General features: G+C 68.1%; 20 protein-coding genes. 11 read left to right on the forward strand and 9 right to left on the reverse strand.

The annotated features are described in order from the left end of the window. Both ACWDXS_RS26550 and ACWDXS_RS26555 read right to left on the reverse strand, forming a co-directional pair. The gene (locus ACWDXS_RS26550) at nt 1-804 is read right to left on the reverse strand and encodes an Fpg/Nei family DNA glycosylase (RefSeq protein WP_449969649.1); all 804 of its coding nucleotides are present in this window, start codon (nt 802-804) and stop codon (nt 1-3) included. Nucleotides 805-808: 4 nt separating this feature from the next. Continuing rightward, nucleotides 809-1,282: a ribose-5-phosphate isomerase gene (locus ACWDXS_RS26555; protein ID WP_378995616.1), complete on the reverse strand. Its 474-nt coding sequence runs from the start codon at nt 1,280-1,282 to the stop codon at nt 809-811. A gap of 36 nt (nt 1,283-1,318) precedes the next feature. Here ACWDXS_RS26555 and ACWDXS_RS26560 point away from each other — a divergent pair, with 36 nt between their 5' ends. Then, nucleotides 1,319-2,521 carry a M48 family metallopeptidase gene (locus ACWDXS_RS26560; protein WP_449969653.1) on the forward strand — a complete coding sequence of 401 codons (1,203 nt, stop codon included), beginning with the start codon at nt 1,319-1,321 and terminating at the stop codon, nt 2,519-2,521. A gap of 40 nt (nt 2,522-2,561) precedes the next feature. On the opposite strand, the gene ACWDXS_RS26565 is transcribed toward ACWDXS_RS26560, so the two are convergent. Next, on the reverse strand, nt 2,562-3,206 hold the full coding sequence (locus ACWDXS_RS26565) for a mycothiol-dependent nitroreductase Rv2466c family protein (RefSeq protein ID WP_379316054.1): 645 nt from the start codon (nt 3,204-3,206) through the stop codon (nt 2,562-2,564). Between the two features lie 150 nt (nt 3,207-3,356). Between ACWDXS_RS26565 and ACWDXS_RS26570 the strand changes: the two genes are divergently transcribed. From ACWDXS_RS26570 to ACWDXS_RS26590, 5 genes are all read left to right on the forward strand, one after another. Then, nucleotides 3,357-4,577 (forward strand): NAD(P)/FAD-dependent oxidoreductase, encoded by a 1,221-nt coding sequence (locus ACWDXS_RS26570; RefSeq protein ID WP_449969656.1) that lies wholly within the window; start codon nt 3,357-3,359, stop codon nt 4,575-4,577. Between the two features lie 94 nt (nt 4,578-4,671). After that, nucleotides 4,672-5,070 carry a YciI family protein gene (locus ACWDXS_RS26575; protein WP_266298409.1) on the forward strand — a complete coding sequence of 133 codons (399 nt, stop codon included), beginning with the start codon at nt 4,672-4,674 and terminating at the stop codon, nt 5,068-5,070. 9 nt (nt 5,071-5,079) lie between these two features. Beyond that, entirely contained in the window at nt 5,080-6,285 is a 1,206-nt protein-coding gene (locus tag ACWDXS_RS26580) for an RNA polymerase sigma factor (protein WP_449969964.1), read from the forward strand. Nucleotides 6,286-6,391: 106 nt separating this feature from the next. Next, nucleotides 6,392-6,868, forward strand: a complete 477-nt coding sequence (locus tag ACWDXS_RS26585; protein ID WP_378995607.1) for an NUDIX domain-containing protein — start codon at nt 6,392-6,394, stop codon at nt 6,866-6,868. 20 nt (nt 6,869-6,888) lie between these two features. Then, entirely contained in the window at nt 6,889-7,320 is a 432-nt protein-coding gene (locus ACWDXS_RS26590; protein WP_378995605.1) for a nitroreductase family deazaflavin-dependent oxidoreductase, read from the forward strand. A 49-nt stretch (nt 7,321-7,369) separates the two neighbouring features. Here the strand turns inward: ACWDXS_RS26590 and ACWDXS_RS26595 are convergent, their stop codons facing one another. Beyond that, the gene (locus ACWDXS_RS26595; RefSeq protein ID WP_378995603.1) at nt 7,370-8,317 is read right to left on the reverse strand and encodes an AraC family transcriptional regulator; all 948 of its coding nucleotides are present in this window, start codon (nt 8,315-8,317) and stop codon (nt 7,370-7,372) included. A gap of 68 nt (nt 8,318-8,385) precedes the next feature. Between ACWDXS_RS26595 and ACWDXS_RS26600 the strand changes: the two genes are divergently transcribed. Beyond that, nucleotides 8,386-9,180 carry an NAD(P)H oxidoreductase gene (locus ACWDXS_RS26600; RefSeq protein WP_449969662.1) on the forward strand — a complete coding sequence of 265 codons (795 nt, stop codon included), beginning with the start codon at nt 8,386-8,388 and terminating at the stop codon, nt 9,178-9,180. Nucleotides 9,181-9,284: 104 nt separating this feature from the next. Here the strand turns inward: ACWDXS_RS26600 and ACWDXS_RS26605 are convergent, their stop codons facing one another. Then, a complete protein-coding gene (locus ACWDXS_RS26605) occupies nt 9,285-10,208 on the reverse strand; it encodes an NAD(P)-dependent oxidoreductase (RefSeq protein ID WP_449969665.1) in 924 nt (307 codons plus the stop codon). 21 nt (nt 10,209-10,229) lie between these two features. Between ACWDXS_RS26605 and ACWDXS_RS26610 the strand changes: the two genes are divergently transcribed. Continuing rightward, a complete protein-coding gene (locus ACWDXS_RS26610; protein ID WP_378995598.1) occupies nt 10,230-10,586 on the forward strand; it encodes a winged helix-turn-helix transcriptional regulator in 357 nt (118 codons plus the stop codon). A gap of 84 nt (nt 10,587-10,670) precedes the next feature. On the opposite strand, the gene ACWDXS_RS26615 is transcribed toward ACWDXS_RS26610, so the two are convergent. Next, nucleotides 10,671-11,507 carry a phosphoribosylaminoimidazolesuccinocarboxamide synthase gene (locus ACWDXS_RS26615; protein WP_378995596.1) on the reverse strand — a complete coding sequence of 279 codons (837 nt, stop codon included), beginning with the start codon at nt 11,505-11,507 and terminating at the stop codon, nt 10,671-10,673. A 255-nt stretch (nt 11,508-11,762) separates the two neighbouring features. On the opposite strand from ACWDXS_RS26615, the gene pepN reads away from it, so the two are divergent. The 3 genes from pepN to ACWDXS_RS26630 all read left to right on the forward strand — a co-directional run bounded on the left by pepN (nt 11,763) and on the right by ACWDXS_RS26630 (nt 15,861). Continuing rightward, nucleotides 11,763-14,354 (forward strand): aminopeptidase N, encoded by a 2,592-nt coding sequence (gene pepN, locus ACWDXS_RS26620; RefSeq protein ID WP_387445185.1) that lies wholly within the window; start codon nt 11,763-11,765, stop codon nt 14,352-14,354. A 178-nt stretch (nt 14,355-14,532) separates the two neighbouring features. Continuing rightward, nucleotides 14,533-15,138: a ClpP family protease gene (locus tag ACWDXS_RS26625; protein ID WP_378995592.1), complete on the forward strand. Its 606-nt coding sequence runs from the start codon at nt 14,533-14,535 to the stop codon at nt 15,136-15,138. Nucleotides 15,139-15,270: 132 nt separating this feature from the next. After that, nucleotides 15,271-15,861 (forward strand): ClpP family protease, encoded by a 591-nt coding sequence (locus ACWDXS_RS26630; protein ID WP_378995589.1) that lies wholly within the window; start codon nt 15,271-15,273, stop codon nt 15,859-15,861. Between the two features lie 18 nt (nt 15,862-15,879). Here the strand turns inward: ACWDXS_RS26630 and ACWDXS_RS26635 are convergent, their stop codons facing one another. From ACWDXS_RS26635 to ACWDXS_RS26645, 3 genes are all read right to left on the reverse strand, one after another. Beyond that, a complete protein-coding gene (locus ACWDXS_RS26635; protein WP_449969672.1) occupies nt 15,880-16,713 on the reverse strand; it encodes an SDR family oxidoreductase in 834 nt (277 codons plus the stop codon). A gap of 76 nt (nt 16,714-16,789) precedes the next feature. Then, complete coding sequence (locus ACWDXS_RS26640; protein WP_449969674.1) at nt 16,790-18,262, reverse strand: flavin-containing monooxygenase; 1,473 nt, start codon at nt 18,260-18,262, stop codon at nt 16,790-16,792. A 157-nt stretch (nt 18,263-18,419) separates the two neighbouring features. Beyond that, nucleotides 18,420-19,412, reverse strand: coding sequence for a patatin-like phospholipase family protein (locus ACWDXS_RS26645; RefSeq protein ID WP_449969677.1), 993 nt, complete (start codon nt 19,410-19,412; stop codon nt 18,420-18,422). Nucleotides 19,413-19,456 lie beyond the last annotated feature (44 nt).

The following is a 19,456-nucleotide window of genomic DNA, read 5'->3' on the forward strand; positions in this document are numbered from 1 at the left end:
TCAGCGGGGCTGGCAGGTGGGGCACCAGAAGAGGTTTCGGGCTTCCATGACCTTGTGCGCGATGGGAGTGGCGCAGACTCGGCAGGGTTCGCCCTGGCGGCGGTAGACGTAGGTGCGGGGGCGGTCTTTGGTGTAAGACGGTGCGCCGGTGTCGTGTTCGGGGCGAACCACGTGCATACGGCCGGTGGTGACGCCGATCGGCATGAGGTCGACCAGGTCGGCCCAGAGCGCGTCCCATTCGGTGGGGGTGATCGAGGTGCCGGGGCGGAAGGGCGAGATGCCGTGGCGGAAAAGGACTTCCGCGCGGTAGACGTTGCCGACACCGGCGATCAGGGCTTGGTCCATCAGCAGTGCGCCGATCGCCCTGCGGGAGCGCCGGATTCGCGCGCCCGCTCGTTCGTGGTCGGCGTCGGAGCGCAACGGATCGGCGCCGAGGCGTGCGGTGAGCGCGTCCACCTCGGGCGGCATCAGCACTTCACAGGCCGTGGGCCCGCGCAGATCGGTGCCGAAATCCGTTGCGGCCCCCAGCATTCGCATACGCACCTGCCCGACCGGCGCCGTCATCGGCAACTCGGCCTCGCTGAAAGTGCCGTACAGCCCGAGATGCACATGCACCGTCAATCCGGACGCATAGTGATGCAGCAGATGCTTCCCATAGGCCTCGGCCCGCTCCAGCACCTGCCCGTCCACCAGCGCGGCCCCTTCGGCGAACCGCCCCTGCGGACTCGAAACCCGCACCACCCCACCGGAGAACCGCTGCTGATGCAGGTCGGCGATCCGGTGGAGGGTATGTCCTTCCGGCACTACGTCAGTACGCGGGGATTTCGGGGGCGATGCCGGTCTTCTCGTAGTCGGCGAGAATGTCGATGCGACGCTGGTGACGCGCCTCGTCCGACCACGCGGCCGCGAGGAACGCGTCGACGATGGCCAGCGCGTCGGCGGTGGAGTGCATGCGGCCGCCGATGCCGATCAGGTTGGCGTTGTTGTGTTCGCGGGCCAGCACCGCGGTTTCGACGCTCCAGGCCAGGGCGCAGCGAGCGCCGGCGACCTTGTTGGCGGCGATCTGCTCGCCGTTGCCGCTGCCACCGAAGACCAGGCCGAGCGAGCCCGGATCGGCGACGGTGCGTCGGGCCGCCTCGATGCAGAAGGCGGGGTAGTCGTCGAGAGCGTCGTATTCGAGGGCGCCGCAGTCGACGACCTCCACTCCGGCCTCCTGCAGATGAGCCTTGACGTGATTCTTCAGTTCGAAACCGGCATGGTCGGCACCCAGGTAAACGCGCATGGCTGCGATTGTCGCAGGCCCGCTTAGAGTCGTTTCATGCACCCGCACGAACCGCATTCCCCGCATTCGGCAGGTTCCCCGCCGGAGCACACCGGACACCAGCCCGACCGAACACCGTCACTGGACAAGGACACAGCGCCGCCCTCGCCGTGGGCCCAGCCCGATCCACGGACGGGCGGATTTCCCGCGCAGGACAGCCCACCTCAGCCGCAGGCCGGCCCGTATCCGCCGGTCGCGCCCGGCCAGTACGCCCCTGGCTACTACCCGCCGAGCGGTCCGCCCGCACCGCCGCAATTCCGACCGCGCGGACTCCTGCCGTGGGATCGTCCCGCCCGGCATCCGTGGGAGATCCCGCTGCTGATCGTCGTCATCATGATCACCGCGGTCGCGTACCTGCTCGCGCTCGCGCTCATGACGGTCGAGCTGTTCGCCGATCCCATCGTCGACGAGCACGGTGTGGAGCAGACCAGTTCGATCGTCACCAGTCCGTATGTGCTGCTGCTGTTGTTCGCGCCGGTGCTGCTGTGGGCGGGTCGTGGTCTGAATCTCGCGACCCAGCGCGTGAACGGGGTGAAGATGTCGCCCACCCAGTTCCCCGAGGGGTACCGGATGGTGCAGGAGGCGGCGGCGCGATTCGGGATGTACAAGGCGCCGGACGCCTACGTCATCCTGGGCAACGGCCAGATCAACGCGTTCGCCGCGGGCCACGGGTTCCGCCGGTTCGTCGTGGTCTACAGCGACCTGTTCGAAATCGGCGGCGCGGCGCGTGAGCCCGACGGACTCGCGTTCATCATCGGGCATGAAGTCGGCCATATCGCCGCTGGTCACGTCTCCTATTGGCGCCAGCTGGGCATGTTCGTCGCACCGTGGCTGCCGATACTCGGGTCGTCGCTGATCCGTGCCCAGGAGTACACCGCCGACAATCACGGCTTCTGTTTCCGGCCGCACGGCGCGTCCACCGCGATGGCGACGCTCGCCGCGGGCAAGTACCTCAACACCGATGTCGGTGTCGACGAGATGGCCGACCGTGCCGCGCTCGACCGGGGTGGTTTCATCTGGCTGGTCAACGCGATGGCCAGCCACCCGGTGCTCACCTGGCGGATGTGGGCGCTGCGCGATCGCAGCAGGCCGGGCCCGATGTTCTGGCGTCCGAGTGCGCCGCGTCCCGGCATGATCCCGCCGCACGGCGGGTATCCGCTGAATTCGACGCCGCCCGCGTTGCCGCCGAAGCCGGTCTGATCGGTCGGGGTGCCCGCTGCGGGCACCCCCGACCGCATGCTCAGTCGAAGACCGGGTCCTCGGTGCGGGTGCGCTTGAGCTCGAAGAAGTGCGGGTACGAGGCCAGCGCGACCACGCCGTCCCACACCTTGCCCGCGTCCTCGCCGCGCGGGATGCGCGAGAGCACCGGCCCGAAGAAGGCAGTCCCGTTGATGTGGATGGTCGGCGTGCCGACATCGGGGCCGACCTTGTCCATGCCCGCGTGATGGCTGGCCCGCAACGCCTCGTCGTAGTCGGTACTGGTCGCGGCCTCGGCGAGTTCGGCGGGCAGGTTCAGTTCGGCGAGCGCGTCGGCGACGACCGCGTCGAAGGTCTCCTGCAGCGTCTCGCGCTCGTACTCGGCTTTGCGGTCGTGGATCCGGGTGCCCAGCGCCGTGTAGAGCGGGGACAGGATCTCGTCGCCGTACTTCTGACCAGCGGCGGTGACGACCCGCACCGGGCCCCACGCGGCAGCCATCATGTCGACATACCGCTCCGGCAGGCCCTCTTTGCCCTCGTTGAGCACCGCCAGGCTCATCACGTGGAAGCGCGCTTCGATATCGCGCACCTTCTCGACCTCCAGGATCCACCGCGAGGTGATCCAGCACCACGGGCACAGCGGGTCGAACCAGAAATCGGCGACATCCTTGGTGGCCTGCTCGCTCACGATGGGTTCCTCTCGGGTCAGCTGCGGTGGGCCGGGTCGCCCCACCGATTGGTGCAACCGCATCACCGCCGGAATCGTTCCCGTGGGTGAAAACGCGCACTAAGCTCGGGTTGCGAGGAGTCCGGGTCGTCCGCGAGAAGGGGTCCGTTCATGAGCTCGAATCAGCATTTCGTCGTCATCGGTGGAGGTCTGGGCGGAGCGAAGATCGCCGAAGCCCTGCGCGCCAACGATTTCGACGGCCGCGTCACTCTGCTGGCCGCCGAAGAGGAGCTGCCGTACGAGCGCCCGCCACTGTCGAAACAGCACCTGGCGGGCACCCAGCAACTGCCCGATTTCACCGTCGACCCGGCTGCTTGGTACCGGGATCACCACGTCGACCTGCGACTGGGCACCACCGCGACCGCGTTCGATCCGATCGCCAAGACGGTGACACTGCCCGACGGTTCCACGCTCGACTACGACAAATTGGCTCTCGCCACCGGTTCGCGAGCCCGCACGCTCGACATTCCCGGCGCCGATGCCCCCAACGTCTACACGCTGCGCACGATCGGCGATTCGAACGCGCTGCTCGAGATACTGCGCACCGACCGGCGCCTGGTGATCATCGGGGCCGGGTGGATCGGTCTCGAGGTCGCCGCGCAGGCCCGCGCCAAGGGTGTCGAGGTGACGGTGATCGAGACGGCCGATCTGCCGCTGGTCACGGTGCTCGGCCCGGAGATGGGCGCGTTCTACGCCGATCTGCATCGCGCTCACGGCGTCGACCTGCGCACGAACACCTCCGTCGACGCCATCCTCACCGAGGAGGACGAGGCGACCGGCGTGCAGCTCGGCGACGGCACCGTGGTGCCCGCGCAGGCGGTGCTGGTCGCGGTGGGCGCGCAGCCCAATATCGAGGCGGCCACGGCGGCCGGGTTGGCGGTCGACGGCGGCGTGCTGGTGGACGCCGCCCTGCGCACCAGCAACCCCGATGTGGTGGCGGTGGGCGATATCGCCGAGCAGGACCATCCGCTGCTGCACCGGCCGATCCGCATCGAACACTGGGCGACCGCGCTGAATCAGCCCGCCGTTGCCGCGAAGACGATGCTGGGCAAAGCGGCTGTCTATGACCGGCTTCCGTATTTCTTCAGCGATCAGTACGACGTCGGGATGGAGTACTCCGGCTATGTCGGACGCGGCGACGACGTGCGGGTGGTGGTGCGTGGCGATCTCGATGAGCGCGAATTCGTCGCGTTCTGGCTGGACACGCAGAACAGGGTGCGCGCGGGGATGAACGTCAATGTGTGGGATGTGACCGACCGGATCAAGCAGCTGATCGGATCGGCGGAGCCCGTCGACCCCGACCGGCTGGCAGACCCGGGCATCCCGCTGTGATCCACTTCACAGCGATCGTTGTGTCGAAGACTGCTCATCGGCTCCGACCAACCGTCGAACGCGCCGCGAGGGCGCAGCGAGCAGGAGCCGAACCATGAAATTCATGCTGGTCAAGACCTATTCCGAGACCGCCTACTGCGACATCCCGCTGCCGGAGTGGGCACCCGAGGACATCGCCGCCCATATCGACTTCCAGCGGGCGCTGGGCGAACAACTCGCCGCCGCGGGCGAACTCGTCGACGCGCAGGGCCTGGCCGCACCCGATCAGGCGATGATCGTGTGCTCCGACGGTCGCTCGGCGCCGGTCGTGACCGACGGGCCTTTCCCGGAGACCAAGGAGTTCCTGGCCGGTTTCTGGGTGGTCGATGTCGATTCTGTCGAGCGCGCGGTCGAGATCGCCGCGCAGGCCTCCGCGGCACCGGGCCCCGGTGGCAAGCCGATCGGGGAATACATCGAGGTGCGCCAGATCATGAGCGCGCCCGACGTGGCCTGAGGCGAGACGCTGACTGCGCGTATCGAGGACCTGCTGCGTGAACTCTCGCCGCAGGTCCTCGGCGTATTGGTCCGCCGCTTCGGTGATTTCGACCTCGCCGAGGATTCGGTGCAGGACGCGCTGCTCGCGGCGGCGACCCAGTGGGATCGCGACGGACTTCCGGACAATCCGCGCGGCTGGTTGATCCAGGTCGCGCAGCGGCGGATGGCCGACGCGGTGCGCGCCGAGGTGGCGCGGCGACGCAGGGAGACCACGGTTTTCGTGCGGGATGTGCCCGTCGAGGCGGTCGGTCGCGATGACACCCTCGACATGTACTTCCTGTGCTGCCATCCCGACTTGCCGCCCGCCGGAGCGGTGGCCCTGACACTGCGGGCGGTCGGCGGCCTGAGTACCGCCGAGATCGCGGCGGCCTTCCTCGTCCCGGAATCGACCATGGGTCAACGTATCTCGCGGGCGAAGAAGCGTCTGGCCGAATCGGATCGGCCGTTCGCCGACGGCGCGCACGACAGCACCCGGGTGAGCGCGGTGCTGCAGGTGCTGTACGTGATCTTCACGGAGGGGCACACCAGCACCGCCGGAACGGGGTTGCGTCGCGGGGACCTGTCGGCGGAAGCGATCCGGCTCACGCGTGCGCTGCGCACGCTGCTCCCGGAGAACGCCGAGGTCACCGGTCTTCTCGCGCTGATGCTGCTCACCGATGCCCGGCGCGCCGCCCGCTCCGGTGCGCACGGCGAACTGATCCCGCTCACCGAGCAGGACCGCTCCCGCTGGGACCGCACCCAGATCACCGAGGGTCTTCGCCTGCTCACCGCGACCATGCCTGCCGGGCTGACGGGTCTCTATCAGATGCAGGCCGCCATCGCGGCTCTGCATGCGCAGGCCCGATGCCCCGAGGACACCGACTGGACGCGAATCCTGCTGCTCTACAACATGATCGAACGTCTGACCCCCAATCCGATGATCACCCTCAACCGCGCGGTCGCCACCGCGATGGTGCACGGTCCGGTAGCGGGGCTGGCGGTAGCCGACAGCGTCGCCGAGCCGCTGGCGCGATCGCACCGCCTCGCCGCCGTGCGCGGGCATCTTCACGAAATGGCAGGCGAGCAGGCTGCGGCCGTGCGCGAATACCAGCGGGCGGCCAGACAGACCGCCAGCGTGCCGGAACGCGACTACCTGTTGCTGCGCGCCGCACGTCTGCGAGCGGGCGACGCGTGATATCAGGAGCTGTCGCCCGACCCCGAATTCGGTGGTGTACAGCTCGCTTTCGCGGTCACCCAGGCTGGCGACGTCGCGCGAGCAGGCGCCTGGCAGACTCGCTCCGATGACGGACGTTTTCAGTGCGGGCGTGCTGGTGTATCGCCGCGTCGAGGCCGGAATCGAGGTCCTGCTCGGGCACATGGGCGGGCCGCTGTGGGCGAAGAAGGACGCCTCGGCGTGGTCGATTCCCAAGGGCGAGTATCTGTCCGAGGAAGAGTCCGCGCGCGACGCCGCCGGGCGGGAGTTCACCGAGGAACTCGGGCTGCCGGTACCCGAGGGCGAGTGGATCGACCTCGGTGAGGTGAGTTATCGCAGCGGGGCCAGACGCAAGTACCTCACCGTGTGGGCGGTCGAGGGCGATCTCGACCCGGCCGATGTCGTGCCGGGCACATTCGAGATGCAGTGGCCGCCACGGTCGGGCAAGGTCGCGGAATTCCCCGAGATCGACCGGGCGGACTGGTTCGACCCCGCCACGGCGCGGGAAAAGCTCGGCAAAGGCCAGCGCCCCTTCCTCGACCGCCTCACCGATCAGCTGCACTGAGATCGGGGTAGATTTCAGCTATGCCCAGCGACCTGCAGCTGAAGATCATGAACAGAGTCCACCGCACCCTGCTCACGGTGACCGGCGGACGCCTCGGCAACTCGTTCTTCGGGATGCCGTCCCTGCAACTCACCACGATCGGCCGCAAATCCGGCGAGCCGCGCAAGGTCATGCTGACCGCGCCGATCATCGACGGCGACACGATCGTCATCGTCGCCTCCCGCGGCGGCGACCCCACCCATCCTTCGTGGTTCGTGAACCTGCGCGACAACCCGAACGTCGAGGTGTCACTGCGCAACGGCCCCGTGCGCCCGATGACAGCCCACGTCGCCACCCCCGACGAACGCGCGGCACTGTGGCCTCGGGTCACCGAGGCCTACAAGGGCTACGCCGACTATCAGACGAAAACGACGCGCGAGATCCCCTTGGTCCTGCTCACACCGAGGAACTGACCCACCTGCCGGCGGGTACACAGGGCGGGCATCGAACACGATGCCCGCCCTACACCAGCGCGGCCCGGAACTCGGTGGGACTCGTCCCGCGGAGTCGTTTGAAGGCCGCGCTGAAGCCGAAGGCGTCGGAATAGCCGACCGTGGTGGCCACCTGGGCGACGCTGCGCGCGGGGTCGGCGAGCAGCTCTTCGGCTTCGGCCATGCGCCATTCGGTGAGGTAGGCCAGTGGCGGTTCGCCCATCACCTCGGTGAAGCGCCGAGCGAACAGGGCGCGCGAGACCGCCGCCTCGGTGGCCAGGCTCGCCACGGTCCAGCGGTGGAACGGCCGGTCGTGGATGGCGGTGAGCGCCGGGCCGACGATCGGGTCGGCCATCCCCCGGTACCAGGCGGGCGCGCAATGCTGCTGTTCGGCCAGCCAGGAGCGCAGCGTGCAGACCAGCGCCCAGTCCAGCAGCCGGTCCATCAGCGCCTGCGAGCCCGCGCTGAACCGGACCGCGTCGGCGGCGGATTGTTCCAGCCACAAACACATTTCCGGGTCTTCGTGGACCACCATCACCTGCGGTAGCGCTCGCAACAGCCGTTCGTGGCGTCGCCCCGATGCCCGATAGGCGCCGACGAGCAGCGAAGTCTCGCCGGGCGCACCGGTTGTCGCCGGCGTGACGATCAATTCCGATGTCGCACAACTGATGTCGGTGGGACCGAAGCCGTCCGGCACGAAACAGGACAGCTCGTAGCGCTCGTGTGGACGGCCGAGCGCGGCGGGCGTGTCTGCCAGATGGAAGGGCTCACCCGCTTGCACGAGCGCGGTGTCACCGGCGATCAGAGTCGTGCGTGATCCGTCAGCGAGCACCAGGGTGCCGCCGCCACGCAGCACCGTCACCATGATCAAGGGAGCACGGTCGGCGAAACGAATCGTCCACGGTGGTCGCAGTACCGCATGGGCCACGACCGATCCTTCGGCACGAATGCCGCTCAGCAACGAACTCAACGGGTCCACTCCACCAGCGTAGACGAATTCCTATCGACTGGAGATGATCGCCCATAGATCGTCCACGCGATCCACGGTTGACTGAAGCGACCGGGCCGACCAGCCCGCACCCGATCGAACAGGAGCTCACCGTGACCCAGTCCGCCGCCACCACGACTGCCACCGCCGACCTGACCACCACCGGATCGAGCACCACCGATCCCTCGGCAACGGGTCCCACCGCGCTCGTGGTCCTGGGCCATCACCGCTCCGACTCGCTGTCCGCCCATGTCGCCGACCGCGCCGTCGGCCGCCTCACCGCCGCCGGGTACACGGTCGATTTCCTCGATCTGCAGACCGAGAACTTCGACCCGCGGATGACCGTCGCCGACCAGCCCGAGTGGGGCAACCGCGACAAGATCTACTCCCCCACCGCCGAGGCGCACATGCGGCGCATGCTGGCCGCAGACATTGTGGTCGTGGTGTTCCCGGTCTACTGGCAGAGTGTGCCCGCCCTGCTCAAAGGCTGGATCGACGCCGTATGGAACTACGGTTTCGCCTACGGCCGCAGCACGCCGCGGCTGGCAGGCAAGCGCATCCTGTGGCTCGGATTGGCCGGAGCGACAGCCGATGACGCGATCATCCCCGGCATGCAGCAGCTACTGGAAGCCCAGCTCAACGAGGGCCTGGCCTACTACAGCGGTTTCGCCGACTCGCGGGTCGGCCTGCTTCCCGATGCCGAGGAGCAGCCCCAAAGTCTCGACGCCGAAGGCAATCTCGTGATCGGCGAGGCGATCAGCGGGGACGCGCGGACCACCCACTACGCCGCCTTCGACGCGAAAGCCGAGGGCTTCGTCGACGCATTGCTCGCCGCGAGTCGCGTCGCCGCCTGACAACGACCGTTCGGCCGACCGCCCCACCGCGCCGGTCGGCCGAACACCAGGCCGCGCGCTGATCTCGTCGCCACCACCGGCTCTCGGTGGCGGCGCGAATCGGCTCAGAGCCCGGTGAGCGTACGGCGCAGCACACCGAAAAGGTCTGTGGACGTGCCTGATTCGACCGCCGCCTTGTCGATCAGATCGATGGCGGCGGCGGTGAACTCGTCGCTCTGGATCTGCACGTAGTCGGCGGGGGTGTCGATGCCGACGGCCTGCGCGGTCAACGAGGTCGATATCGCCTGCAGGAACGGGACCATCAGCGCGGCCAGGTGCGCCGCGGTGCCGCCGGTGGTGCGAACCATCGTGCCGCCCTGACGGAACGCGGCGAACATGGCATACATCCCGCCGAGGATCGACAGGTCGTACATGGCGGCGGCACCGAGATCCGCGCCGACGAATTCGGCCCGGCCGAACAGTTCCAGCACCGACCGGTGACGATCGAATGCCGCGGTCGCCCCGCTGTAGATCACGAGCGAAGCCGCGCCGCCGATCATTTCGGGCGATGCCATGATGCCGCCGTCGATCAGTTCGACCTCGTTGGCCACTGCCCACCTGCCCAGCGCACGCGCCTGCTCGGGCGTCGTGGTGGTCAGGTTGACCACCGTTCGGCCCCGCACCAGCGCTGCGGCGGGCTCGATGTGCTCGCGCACGGCAGCGTCGTCGAGAACACACAGGATGACCAGATCGGCCGCCGCCATCGCCTCGGCCGCGGTCGCGGCCACCCGCGCGCCCTGCGCCACCAGCGCTTCGGCCCGCGCCGCGGTGCGGTTCCACACCACCACCTGATGACCGCCCGCCAACAGCGCCTCGGCCAGCGCGGTGCCCATGGCACCGAGGCCGATCACCGAAACACGCTGTGCTGCCGTTGAATTCGTCATAGCTGCCTTTGCGTCGAAGTTCTTGCTGCCGGTTCGGCAACGCACTTCTAGATTTGCCTGCTGCGCTACAATCGACAAGTACCGACTATGAAGTGCAATACCCACCAAAAGGTAAGTAAGGACATCATGCAGCAGCGAGTGCGTCCGTATTCCTGCGAACTCGACGCCGCGCTCGACGTCGTCGGCGGCAAGTGGAAAGCGCTGATCCTGTGGGCCCTGTCCACCGGCACCCAGCGCTTCGGCGACCTGAAACGCCTGATTCCCGGCGTGACCGAGAAAATGCTGATCCAGCAACTGCGCGAGCTCGAACACGACGGGATCATCCATCGCGAGGTCTACGCGCAGGTTCCCCCGAAAGTCGAGTACTCACTCACCGAGCGCGGGGTGTCGCTCAACGCGGCCCTTGCCGCACTCGGCGCCTGGGGCAGGGAGAACATGAACCACATCTGCGCGGTCAAAGGCGTCGACGCACCCGTGCACTGACGCGCCACAGGACCACGCCGGGCCCGCACCGTGTTCGAAGGGCGAACGATGGTGGCGCCGGTGCGTCGACCGGCGCCGCTCGCGTCACGCCTGGATTCCGGCCCACTTCTGGCCGGTGATGCGCTCGTAGGCCTCTTCGTACTTGCGGCGAGTGCCTTCGACGACATCGGCGGGGATCTCGGGGCCCGGGTATTCCTTGTTCCAGCCGGTGGAGGTCGACCAGTCGCGCACGAACTGCTTGTCGAAGGAGCGCTGGGCTCGACCCGGCTCCCACTCGTCGGCGGGCCAGAAGCGCGAGGAGTCCGAGGTCAGTACCTCGTCACCGAGGGTGAGAACGTCACCGTCCCACCCGAATTCGACCTTCGTATCGGCCACGATCACGCCGGCCTTCGCCGCGTGCTCGGCCCCGCGCGAGTAGATCTCGAGGGTCAGATCGCGCAGCTTCTCGGCCACCTCACGGCCCTCCTGGTTCACCACATCGGCGAAACTGATCGCCTCGTCGTGGCCCTCGGACGCCTTCGTCGACGGCGTGAAGATCGGCTCCGGCAGCTTGTCGCCGTCACGCAACCCCGCGGGCAGCGCGATCCCCGACACGGTCCCCGACCGCTGGTACTCCTTGAGTCCGGACCCGGTCAGATATCCCCGCGCGATGCACTCGACAGCCAGCATCTTCAACGGCTTCACCCGAATCCCGCGGCCGGCGAACTCCGCGGGCACGTCGGTCGCCGAGACCACGTGATTCGGGATTCCGGTGAAGTACTCGAACCACCAGTTCGACAGCTGCGTCAGCAGCGCGCCCTTGTCGGGAATCGGCGTCGGCAGCACCACGTCGTAGACCGAGACCCGGTCCGACGCGACGAGCAGCAGGGTATCGCCGTCCTCGTAGAGGTCACGAACTTTCCCGGCGTGCACATGCTTCAACGTCGAGCCTCCGAATCATGGGTCGTCTACATACTGAGTATGTACGAACTGTACAGACGGCCCCGAGGGCCGAATCACGCCTGGTCACCGCGACGCGGAGTCGGTCGCTCTCCTCGTGATCCGCGCCACGGCCGGAGGGTGGCCGCACGACCGTCACGCCGGCGTGGGCGCGAAACTCGTGAGCGGGGGCCGACGGCAAGTGGCATTGTGGACGCCGAACTACCGTGCCGTGTTCGTCGACGACGAAGGAGATCAATGTCCGCCCCGAATCTCACCCGCGACCAGGCGGTCGAACGCGCGGCCGTAGTGGCCGTGCAGAACTACCGGATCGAACTCGACCTCACCGATCAGCCGCGCGGAGCGGGGTCCGAGGTGTCCGACACCTTCGGGTCGAAGACCACTGTCAGCTTCACCGCCACCCCCGGTGCCGACACCTACATCGATCTGGTCGCGCCGCGCGTGCGGTCGGCGGTGCTCAACGGCGTCGCGCTCGATGTGAGCTCCTACGACGAGTCGACCGGGATCGCGTTGCCGGGGCTGGCCGAGAACAACGAGCTGGTGGTCGAGGCCGACTGCGAGTACTCGCACACCGGTGAGGGTCTGCACCGCTTCGTGGATCCGACCGACGACAACGTGTACCTGTACTCGCAGTTCGAGACCGCCGATGCCAAGCGGATGTTCGCCTGCTTCGATCAGCCCGATCTCAAGGCCACCTTCGACATCGTCGCCACCGCGCCCGAGGACTGGGCCGTGATCTCCAACGGCGCCGATATCGAGCAGCACGAGATCGGCGCGGTCGTGCGCCACACCTTCGCCACCACCCCGCGGATGAGCACCTACCTGGTTGCCATGATCGCGGGTCCGTACGCGAAGTGGTCCGACACCTTCACCGACGCGAGTGGCGAGATCCCGCTGGGCCTGTACTGCCGTGCGTCGCTGGCCGACCACATGGACGCCGAACGGCTGTTCACCGAGACCAAACAGGGTTTCGAGTTCTACCACAACAACTTCGGCGTGCCGTACGCCTTCGGCAAGTACGACCAGCTGTTCGTGCCGGAGTTCAACGCGGGCGCGATGGAGAACGCCGGCGCTGTCACCTTCCTCGAGGACTATGTGTTCCGGTCCAAGGTGACCCGCGCGTCCTATGAGCGTCGCGCCGAGACCGTGCTGCACGAGATGGCGCACATGTGGTTCGGCGACCTGGTCACCATGAAGTGGTGGGACGACCTGTGGCTGAACGAGTCGTTCGCGACCTTCGCCTCGGTACTGTGCCAGGCCGAGGCCACCGAATACACCAGCGCCTGGACCACTTTCGCGAATGTGGAGAAGTCCTGGGCCTACCGCCAGGACCAGCTGCCCTCGACCCACCCGATCGCCGCCGACATCCCCGACCTGCACGCGGTGGAGGTCAACTTCGACGGAATCACCTACGCCAAGGGCGCTTCGGTGCTCAAGCAGCTCGTCGCCTACGTAGGACTCCAGCCGTTCCTGGCGGGGCTGCGCGATTACTTCGCCGAACATGCCTACGGCAACGCCACTTTCGACGATCTGCTCGCGGCGCTGGAGAAGGCCTCGGGTCGTGACCTGTCGGACTGGGGTGCGCAGTGGCTCAAGACCACCGGCCTCAACATCCTTCGCCCCGATTTCGTCGTCGCGGCGGACGGCACGTTCTCGAGCTTCGCGGTCGTGCAGGAAGGTGCCGCGCCCGGTGCGGGCGAGTACCGCGTGCACCGCATCGCGATCGGTGTCTACGACGATGTCGACGGCAAGCTGGTGCGTACCGACCGGGTCGAACTCGACCTCGACGCCACCGGGCGCACCGAGGTGCCCGAGCTGGTCGGCGTGCCGCGCGGTGCGCTGGTTCTGGTCAACGACGACGACCTCACCTACTGCTCGCTGCGTCTGGACGCCGATTCGCTCGACGTGGTCGTGCAGCGCGTCGGTGACATCGCCGACTCGCTGCCGCGCACGCTGGCCTGGTCGGCCGCCTGGGAGATGACCCGCCAGGCCGAGATGAAGGCCCGCGATTTCGTGGCGCTCGTGCAGCGCGGGATCGGCTCCGAGTCCGAGATCGGGGTGGTGCAGCGACTGCTCATGCAGGCCAACACCGCCATCTCGAGCTACGCCGATCCGGCGTGGGCAGAGCAGGAAGGCTGGGCGGCATACGCCGACCGGCTGCTCGAGCTGGCCCGCGCCGCCGAGTCGGGTTCGGACCATCAGCTCGCCTTCGTCAACGCACTGACCGGGGCGAAGCTGGAATCGCGCCACGTCGAGGTGCTGGCGCGGCTCCTCGACGCCGACCCGGCGGCGGCCGGTCTGCCCGGTCTCACCGTCGACACCGACCTGCGCTGGCGCATCATCACCGCGCTGGCCGCCGCGGGCCGGATCGACGCCGACGGTCCGGCCTCGCCGACCATCGACGCCGAACTGCAAGGCGACCCGACCGCGGCAGGTAAACGCCAGGCCGCCACCGCGGCCACCGCACGCCCGATCCCCGAGGTCAAGGCGCAGGCGTGGGACACGGTGATGGGCGACGACTCGGTGCCCAACATCACCGCCCGCGCCATCGTCGGCGGGTTCGCCCCGGCCGGTCAGGGTGCGGTGCTCGCACCGTACGTGGACAAGTACTTCGCCGAGATCCCCGCCGTCTGGGACCGCCGCTCGAGCGAGGTCGCCCAGACCGTCGTGATCGGGCTGTACCCGCACTGGGCGATCAGCGAGGAAGCCGTCACCAAGGCCGACGAGTTCCTGGCAGGCGACCACCCACCCGCCCTGTACCGCCTGGTCTCCGAGGGCCGAGCGGGCATCGAACGCTCCTTGCGCGCACGGGAATTCGACGCCAAGTAGTTCGACCGAAGGGCCCGGTGCCGCGATTTCGCCACACCGGGCCCTTTTCCCTGTCCGGAGCCCGCCCGAGGCCCGCGCCTGCGCTGGAGCTTCGGGCGACCGACCTCGCTGCTGTGAGCGGATCTGCTGGGGGCAGCAATGGCGGCGCGCGGGGGTGTGCGCGAGGCACCGTGGACCCATGGCACACGACGACAAGACCCCGATGTTCAGCTGGCGAGCCCGCGAACAACTGTTCGGCCGCCGAATCCTCGTCCTCGACGGCCCCCTCGACGACGACAACGGCACCCTGCTCATCACCCAACTACTCACCCTCGGCGCCCAGAGCCCCGAGGCCGGGATCTCGCTGTGGATCCACTCCCCCGGCGGCTCGGTGCCGTCGATGCTGGCGATCCGCGACGTGATGCGCCTCGTTCCGTGCGAGGTGTCCACCCTGGCGCTCGGATTGGCTTGCAGTGCAGGTCAATTCCTGCTCTCATCCGGTGCACCGGGAAAGCGGTACGCCCTGCCGCACGCCCGCGTCCTCATGCACCAGGGCTCGGCGGGCATCGGCGGTAGCGCGGTGGAGGTGGAGGTGCAGGCCGATGACCTGCGCTACACCGTCGACACCGTGCTGGGCCTCATCGCCGGCGACACCGGCCAGCCGTTCGACCGCGTCTACGAGGACTCGCTGCACGACCGCTGGTTCACCGCACCCCAGGCCCTCGAGTACGGGTTCATCGACCACATCGTCGAATCCTTCGATCAGGTCGTCCCGAACCGCCACCGCATCGGAATCACCGCATGAAACTATCTCCCGCACCGACAGCCGCCACTGATTGCGCACGCACACGGGTAACAGCACAACCGCCTGCCGCCGACACGATCCACGAGGCAGACGAATCAGGCAGAAATACACGGAGAGGCGGGCAGTGATCTCATGACCTACACGATTCCCAATGTGGTGTCGCAGCATCGCGGCGGCGGTGAGCGAATCACCGACATCTACTCGCACCTGCTCAGCGAACGCATCGTCTACCTCGGCACCCCCATCGACTCCGGCGTCGCCAACGCGCTCATCGCCCAGCTGCTGCACCTCGAATCCGACAGTCCCGGCCAGGCGATCAGCCTCTACATCAACTGCGAAGGCGGCGACCTGTCCGCCATGCTCGCCGTGTACGACACCATGCGCTTCATCAAGGCGCCGGTGCACACCACCTGTGTCGGCCAGGCGATCGCCGTCGGAGCCGTCCTGCTCGCCGGTGGCGCGGCCGGTCATCGCGCGATGCTCCCGCACACCCGAATCGTGTTGCACCAACCGGCGACTCGCGGCCAGGGCACCATCCCCGACCTGATCCTGCAAGCTGACGAGATCGTCCGGATGCGCGCGGCGATCGAGGCGATCCTGTCCAAGCACACGGGCCAGACCCCGGAAACCCTGCGCCGCGATACCGACCGCGACCGGGTGTTCACGGCCGAGACCGCGCTCGAGTACGGACTGGTCGATCAGGTCCTGCACGAGCGGGAGTGATCCCGGTCTACCCGCCGCTCACTGCTTTTCGATGCGGTCCAGGTAGACCCGCCGCACACTGTCGTCGACGCCGTTGATCGCGGCGTCGTCGTGCGCCACCTTGCGCAAGGCCCGCAATACCGGCTCCGGCACCAAACCGGACGCGTTCGCCATCAGTCCGACATAGCCGGGCACCGCGGTCTCGGCTGCCCGAGTCCTGACGGAGCGGACAACAGCGGCGGCGATGTCCTCGGGATCGACGGCGGGCAGGATGCCGTAGTCGATGCCGGAACTGAGTTCGGTACGCACCGCCGACGGCAGGACCGCGCTCACGCTGACACCGGTGCCATCCATTTCCAGCCTGGTAGCGGCGGTCAGGCCGACCACCGCGTACTTGCTGGCGTTGTACACGGCCAGGCCCTTGAGCGGGAACTTGCCCGCCAGCGAGGCGACGTTCACGACGTGACCGTAGCCGCGCTCGACCATCGCGGGCATGGCCAGCCGCATGCCGTGGATGACGCCGAAGACGTTGACGTCCATCGTGAGCTGGTCGATCCGGTCGGACTGCTCCAGGAACGGGCCGTTCGGCATCACGCCGGCATTGTTCACCAGCACGTCGAGCGGGCCGTGCCACCGGGCGGTCGCCTCGAGAAACGCCGCGTAGGAAGCCTTGTCGGTGACGTCGAGCACGTGGCCCATCGCGTGGTCGCCGAGTTCGGCGGCGGCCTGCACGGCCATGGCTTCGTCGAGGTCACCGAGCGCGACATAGGCGCCCGCCTCGACGAACGCCCGGGCGGTGGCCAGCCCGATGCCGCGCGCGGCGCCGGTGATCGCGATCGTCGCGCCCGCGAGATCGATCCGTGGGTAGCTCATTGTGTGGCCTCTCGTCTGGTGGTCGATGTGTGTGTCGCGCAGCCGGTGGCGCTCGACGGGCGTGCGATGGAAGCGCTCACGCGGACACGGTCACGTCGGTGATGGTGAAGTCCGCGGGGTCGAACGCACTGACCCGGGTGGTGAGCTCCCCGGTGGACCAGGGCCAGCTGAAACTGTTGCGGCCGTTGGCATCCATGTAATAGCTGTGGCAACCACCCGCGTTGTAGACGGTGCTCGCCAGCGCGGTTTGTACTTGGTCGACGTAGCGCGCCTGTACCTCGGGACGCACGTCCAGCGCCGCCCAGCCTTCGCGGCGGGCCCGCTCGATCGCCGAGACGAGGAAGGCGACCTGGGCTTCGAGGATGGCGAACGCCGACGAGTGGCCGGTGCCGAGGCTGGGGCCGAGCACGGTGAAGGCGTTGGGGAAACCGGTGGTGACGGTGCCGAGGTAGGCCTCGGGTGAGCCCTTCCAATGCTCGGCCAGCGTACGGCCGTCGGCGCCGCGCACGATGTCGGCCAGCGGGGTGTCGAGGATGTGGAAGCCGGTGCCGAGGATGACGGCGTCGACCTCGGCGGTGGTGCCGTCGGCGCCGACCACGGTGTTGCCACGGAATTCGGCGACCCCGGTGGCGTGCACGTCGACATTGCTCTTGGTCAGCGACTGGAGATAGCTGTTGGAGAACAGGATTCGCTTGCAGCCGAGCAGGTAGTCCGGCCGCAGCTTCGCCCGCAGCGCCGGATCACGCACCACGGCACGCAGATACGCCGAACCCACGGCCTGCACGGTCTGCATCAGCGGCCGTGGATGCCGGAACGCCACCCCGAGTCCTTCCATCAGCGCGTACTCGGTCGAGCGCAAGGCCTTGTGCGCGAACGGGAATCGGCGCATCACCTTCTTCTCGAAGCCGGGCACGCGGTGATCGAGTTTCGGCAGCACCCATTGCGCGGTGCGCTGGAACAGGTGCAGTTCGGCGACCTCGGGCTGGATCGCGGGCACGAACTGCACCGCGGACGCACCGGACCCGACCACCGCGACCCGCTTGCCACGCAGGTCGTAGTCGTGGTTCCAGCGCGCGGAATGGAAGACCTCGCCGGGGAATTCGGCCAGACCCGGAATCTCGGGCAGGCGTGGTTCGTTCCACGGACCCGCGGCCGACACGACGAAGCGCGCGCTCAGCGGGCCCTCGCTGGTTTCCAGCCGCCACAGCTGCGCCGCCTCGTCGAACCGCGAACCGACCACTTCCACCCCGAAGCGGGTGTGTTCGGCCAGCCCGTGCTCGCGCGCCACCCGGTCGACGTAGTCGAGGATCTCGGGCTGGGTCGCGAACAGCCGCGACCACTCGCTGTTCGGCGCGAAGGAGAACGAGTACAGGCCGGACGGCACATCACAGGCACAGCCGGGATAGGTGTTGGCCCGCCACGTGCCGCCGAAGGTTGCGGCCTTCTCGACGATCACCACATCCTCGATCCCGGCCTCGATCAACTTGATCGCCGCGCAGATGCCGGAAACTCCCGCTCCGATCACAACAACTTCGTGCTGGCGGTTCATACGACTTCTCCTTCGAACGAAACGAGTGGTGCGCCGATCCCGACGCGCGAGCTGACGAAATCCGAGACCGGCGACCCGACAGCGAAGCAGCGCGCATCCGCCGGTGACCGAGTTGATCCAGGAGATCGGGTGCGGCGCCGCCGCTGAGCCGGGCGGATCATGCGGGCCGGTTCGCGAGCGTGGAAGCGCGCAGGGCGTCGGCGACCCGGGTGGCGGCGCTGCGACGGGCGGCGGCGATGGTGGCCGGGCGCCGCGCCGAATCCATGAAGTTCGGGCCCATGGCGGCGAGTTCCTCGGGACCCGGTTCGACGCGGATCACGCGGGTGCCCGCGGCGCGCAGCAGCGCGACTTCGCGATCGAGTCCGCGGGTCATCTGCGTACGGAGCAGGCGTTCGACCCGGTTCAGGCCGGTGGCCGGTGCGCCGCCCTCGGATGTCATCGGCGCGATGATCACCAGCTCATCGAGGTCGAGTGGCACAAGGAGATCGGCCGACACCGACGACACCGAACCGCCGTCGACGTAGTTCTTGCCGCCGATTCGCACAGGCGGGAACCAACCGGGAATGGCCCAGGACGCGGCGATCGCATCACCCAGATCGACCGCCTGCGCACCGGCGTCGACCGATCTGCCTGCCGTCGCGATGCGAGTGTCACCCGCTCCGAAGGCAACTCGCGCACCCGTTGCCGCGTCGGCGCCGACTATCCAGGTCGCGGGGTGGCGCACCCAGCCGCTCGGGTCGGCCAGCGCCTGACCGAAGGAACGCAACCAGTCGGCGTCGCCGCCGCCGCGCGGCAGGAGTCCGGCCAGCGCGGTGTAGGGCGAATTGGCACGCAGACCGGCGCCGACCAGGCCGAGGCCGGGGAATCCGAGCCTTGGGCGCGGCGGGAATCTGCCGGGGTCGACGGCGACATGACCGGCCAGGATCGGGTCGGCACCGGGAGCGGCGTCGAGTGCGGCGAGCAGGTCGGCGGGGGTACGCCCGGAGCCGAGGGTCGCCACGAGTTCCGCGCCCGCTGAGGTGCCGATCAGGACATCGGCGGTACGGGTGTCCCAGTTCAGCGCGCGTTCGACGGCGTCGAGGGCTACGGCGGTCCAGGCGAAGCCGAGCAGGCCACCACAGCCGATCGCTACGCCACGTCGTGTAGTCATATTTCGAATACTAACGGTATTTGAATTCCAGCGGTAGTCCATTT

This window comes from Nocardia sp. NPDC003183 (assembly GCF_053590715.1).

Excerpts from the sequence above, each read along its gene's own strand:
- ACWDXS_RS26555 (WP_378995616.1), bottom strand. The coding sequence starts at position 1,282 with ATGCGCGTTTACCTGGGTGCCGACCATGCCGGTTTCGAACTGAAGAAT.
- ACWDXS_RS26560 (WP_449969653.1), top strand. The coding sequence starts at position 1,319 with ATGCACCCGCACGAACCGCATTCCCCGCATTCGGCAGGTTCCCCGCCG.
- ACWDXS_RS26570 (WP_449969656.1), top strand. The coding sequence starts at position 3,357 with ATGAGCTCGAATCAGCATTTCGTCGTCATCGGTGGAGGTCTGGGCGGA.
- ACWDXS_RS26575 (WP_266298409.1), top strand. The coding sequence starts at position 4,672 with ATGAAATTCATGCTGGTCAAGACCTATTCCGAGACCGCCTACTGCGAC.
- ACWDXS_RS26585 (WP_378995607.1), top strand. The coding sequence starts at position 6,392 with ATGACGGACGTTTTCAGTGCGGGCGTGCTGGTGTATCGCCGCGTCGAG.
- ACWDXS_RS26590 (WP_378995605.1), top strand. The coding sequence starts at position 6,889 with ATGCCCAGCGACCTGCAGCTGAAGATCATGAACAGAGTCCACCGCACC.
- ACWDXS_RS26610 (WP_378995598.1), top strand. The coding sequence starts at position 10,230 with ATGCAGCAGCGAGTGCGTCCGTATTCCTGCGAACTCGACGCCGCGCTC.
- pepN (WP_387445185.1), top strand. The coding sequence starts at position 11,763 with ATGTCCGCCCCGAATCTCACCCGCGACCAGGCGGTCGAACGCGCGGCC.
- ACWDXS_RS26625 (WP_378995592.1), top strand. The coding sequence starts at position 14,533 with ATGGCACACGACGACAAGACCCCGATGTTCAGCTGGCGAGCCCGCGAA.
- ACWDXS_RS26630 (WP_378995589.1), top strand. The coding sequence starts at position 15,271 with ATGACCTACACGATTCCCAATGTGGTGTCGCAGCATCGCGGCGGCGGT.
- ACWDXS_RS26635 (WP_449969672.1), bottom strand. The coding sequence starts at position 16,713 with ATGAGCTACCCACGGATCGATCTCGCGGGCGCGACGATCGCGATCACC.
- ACWDXS_RS26640 (WP_449969674.1), bottom strand. The coding sequence starts at position 18,262 with ATGAACCGCCAGCACGAAGTTGTTGTGATCGGAGCGGGAGTTTCCGGC.
- ACWDXS_RS26645 (WP_449969677.1), bottom strand. The coding sequence starts at position 19,412 with ATGACTACACGACGTGGCGTAGCGATCGGCTGTGGTGGCCTGCTCGGC.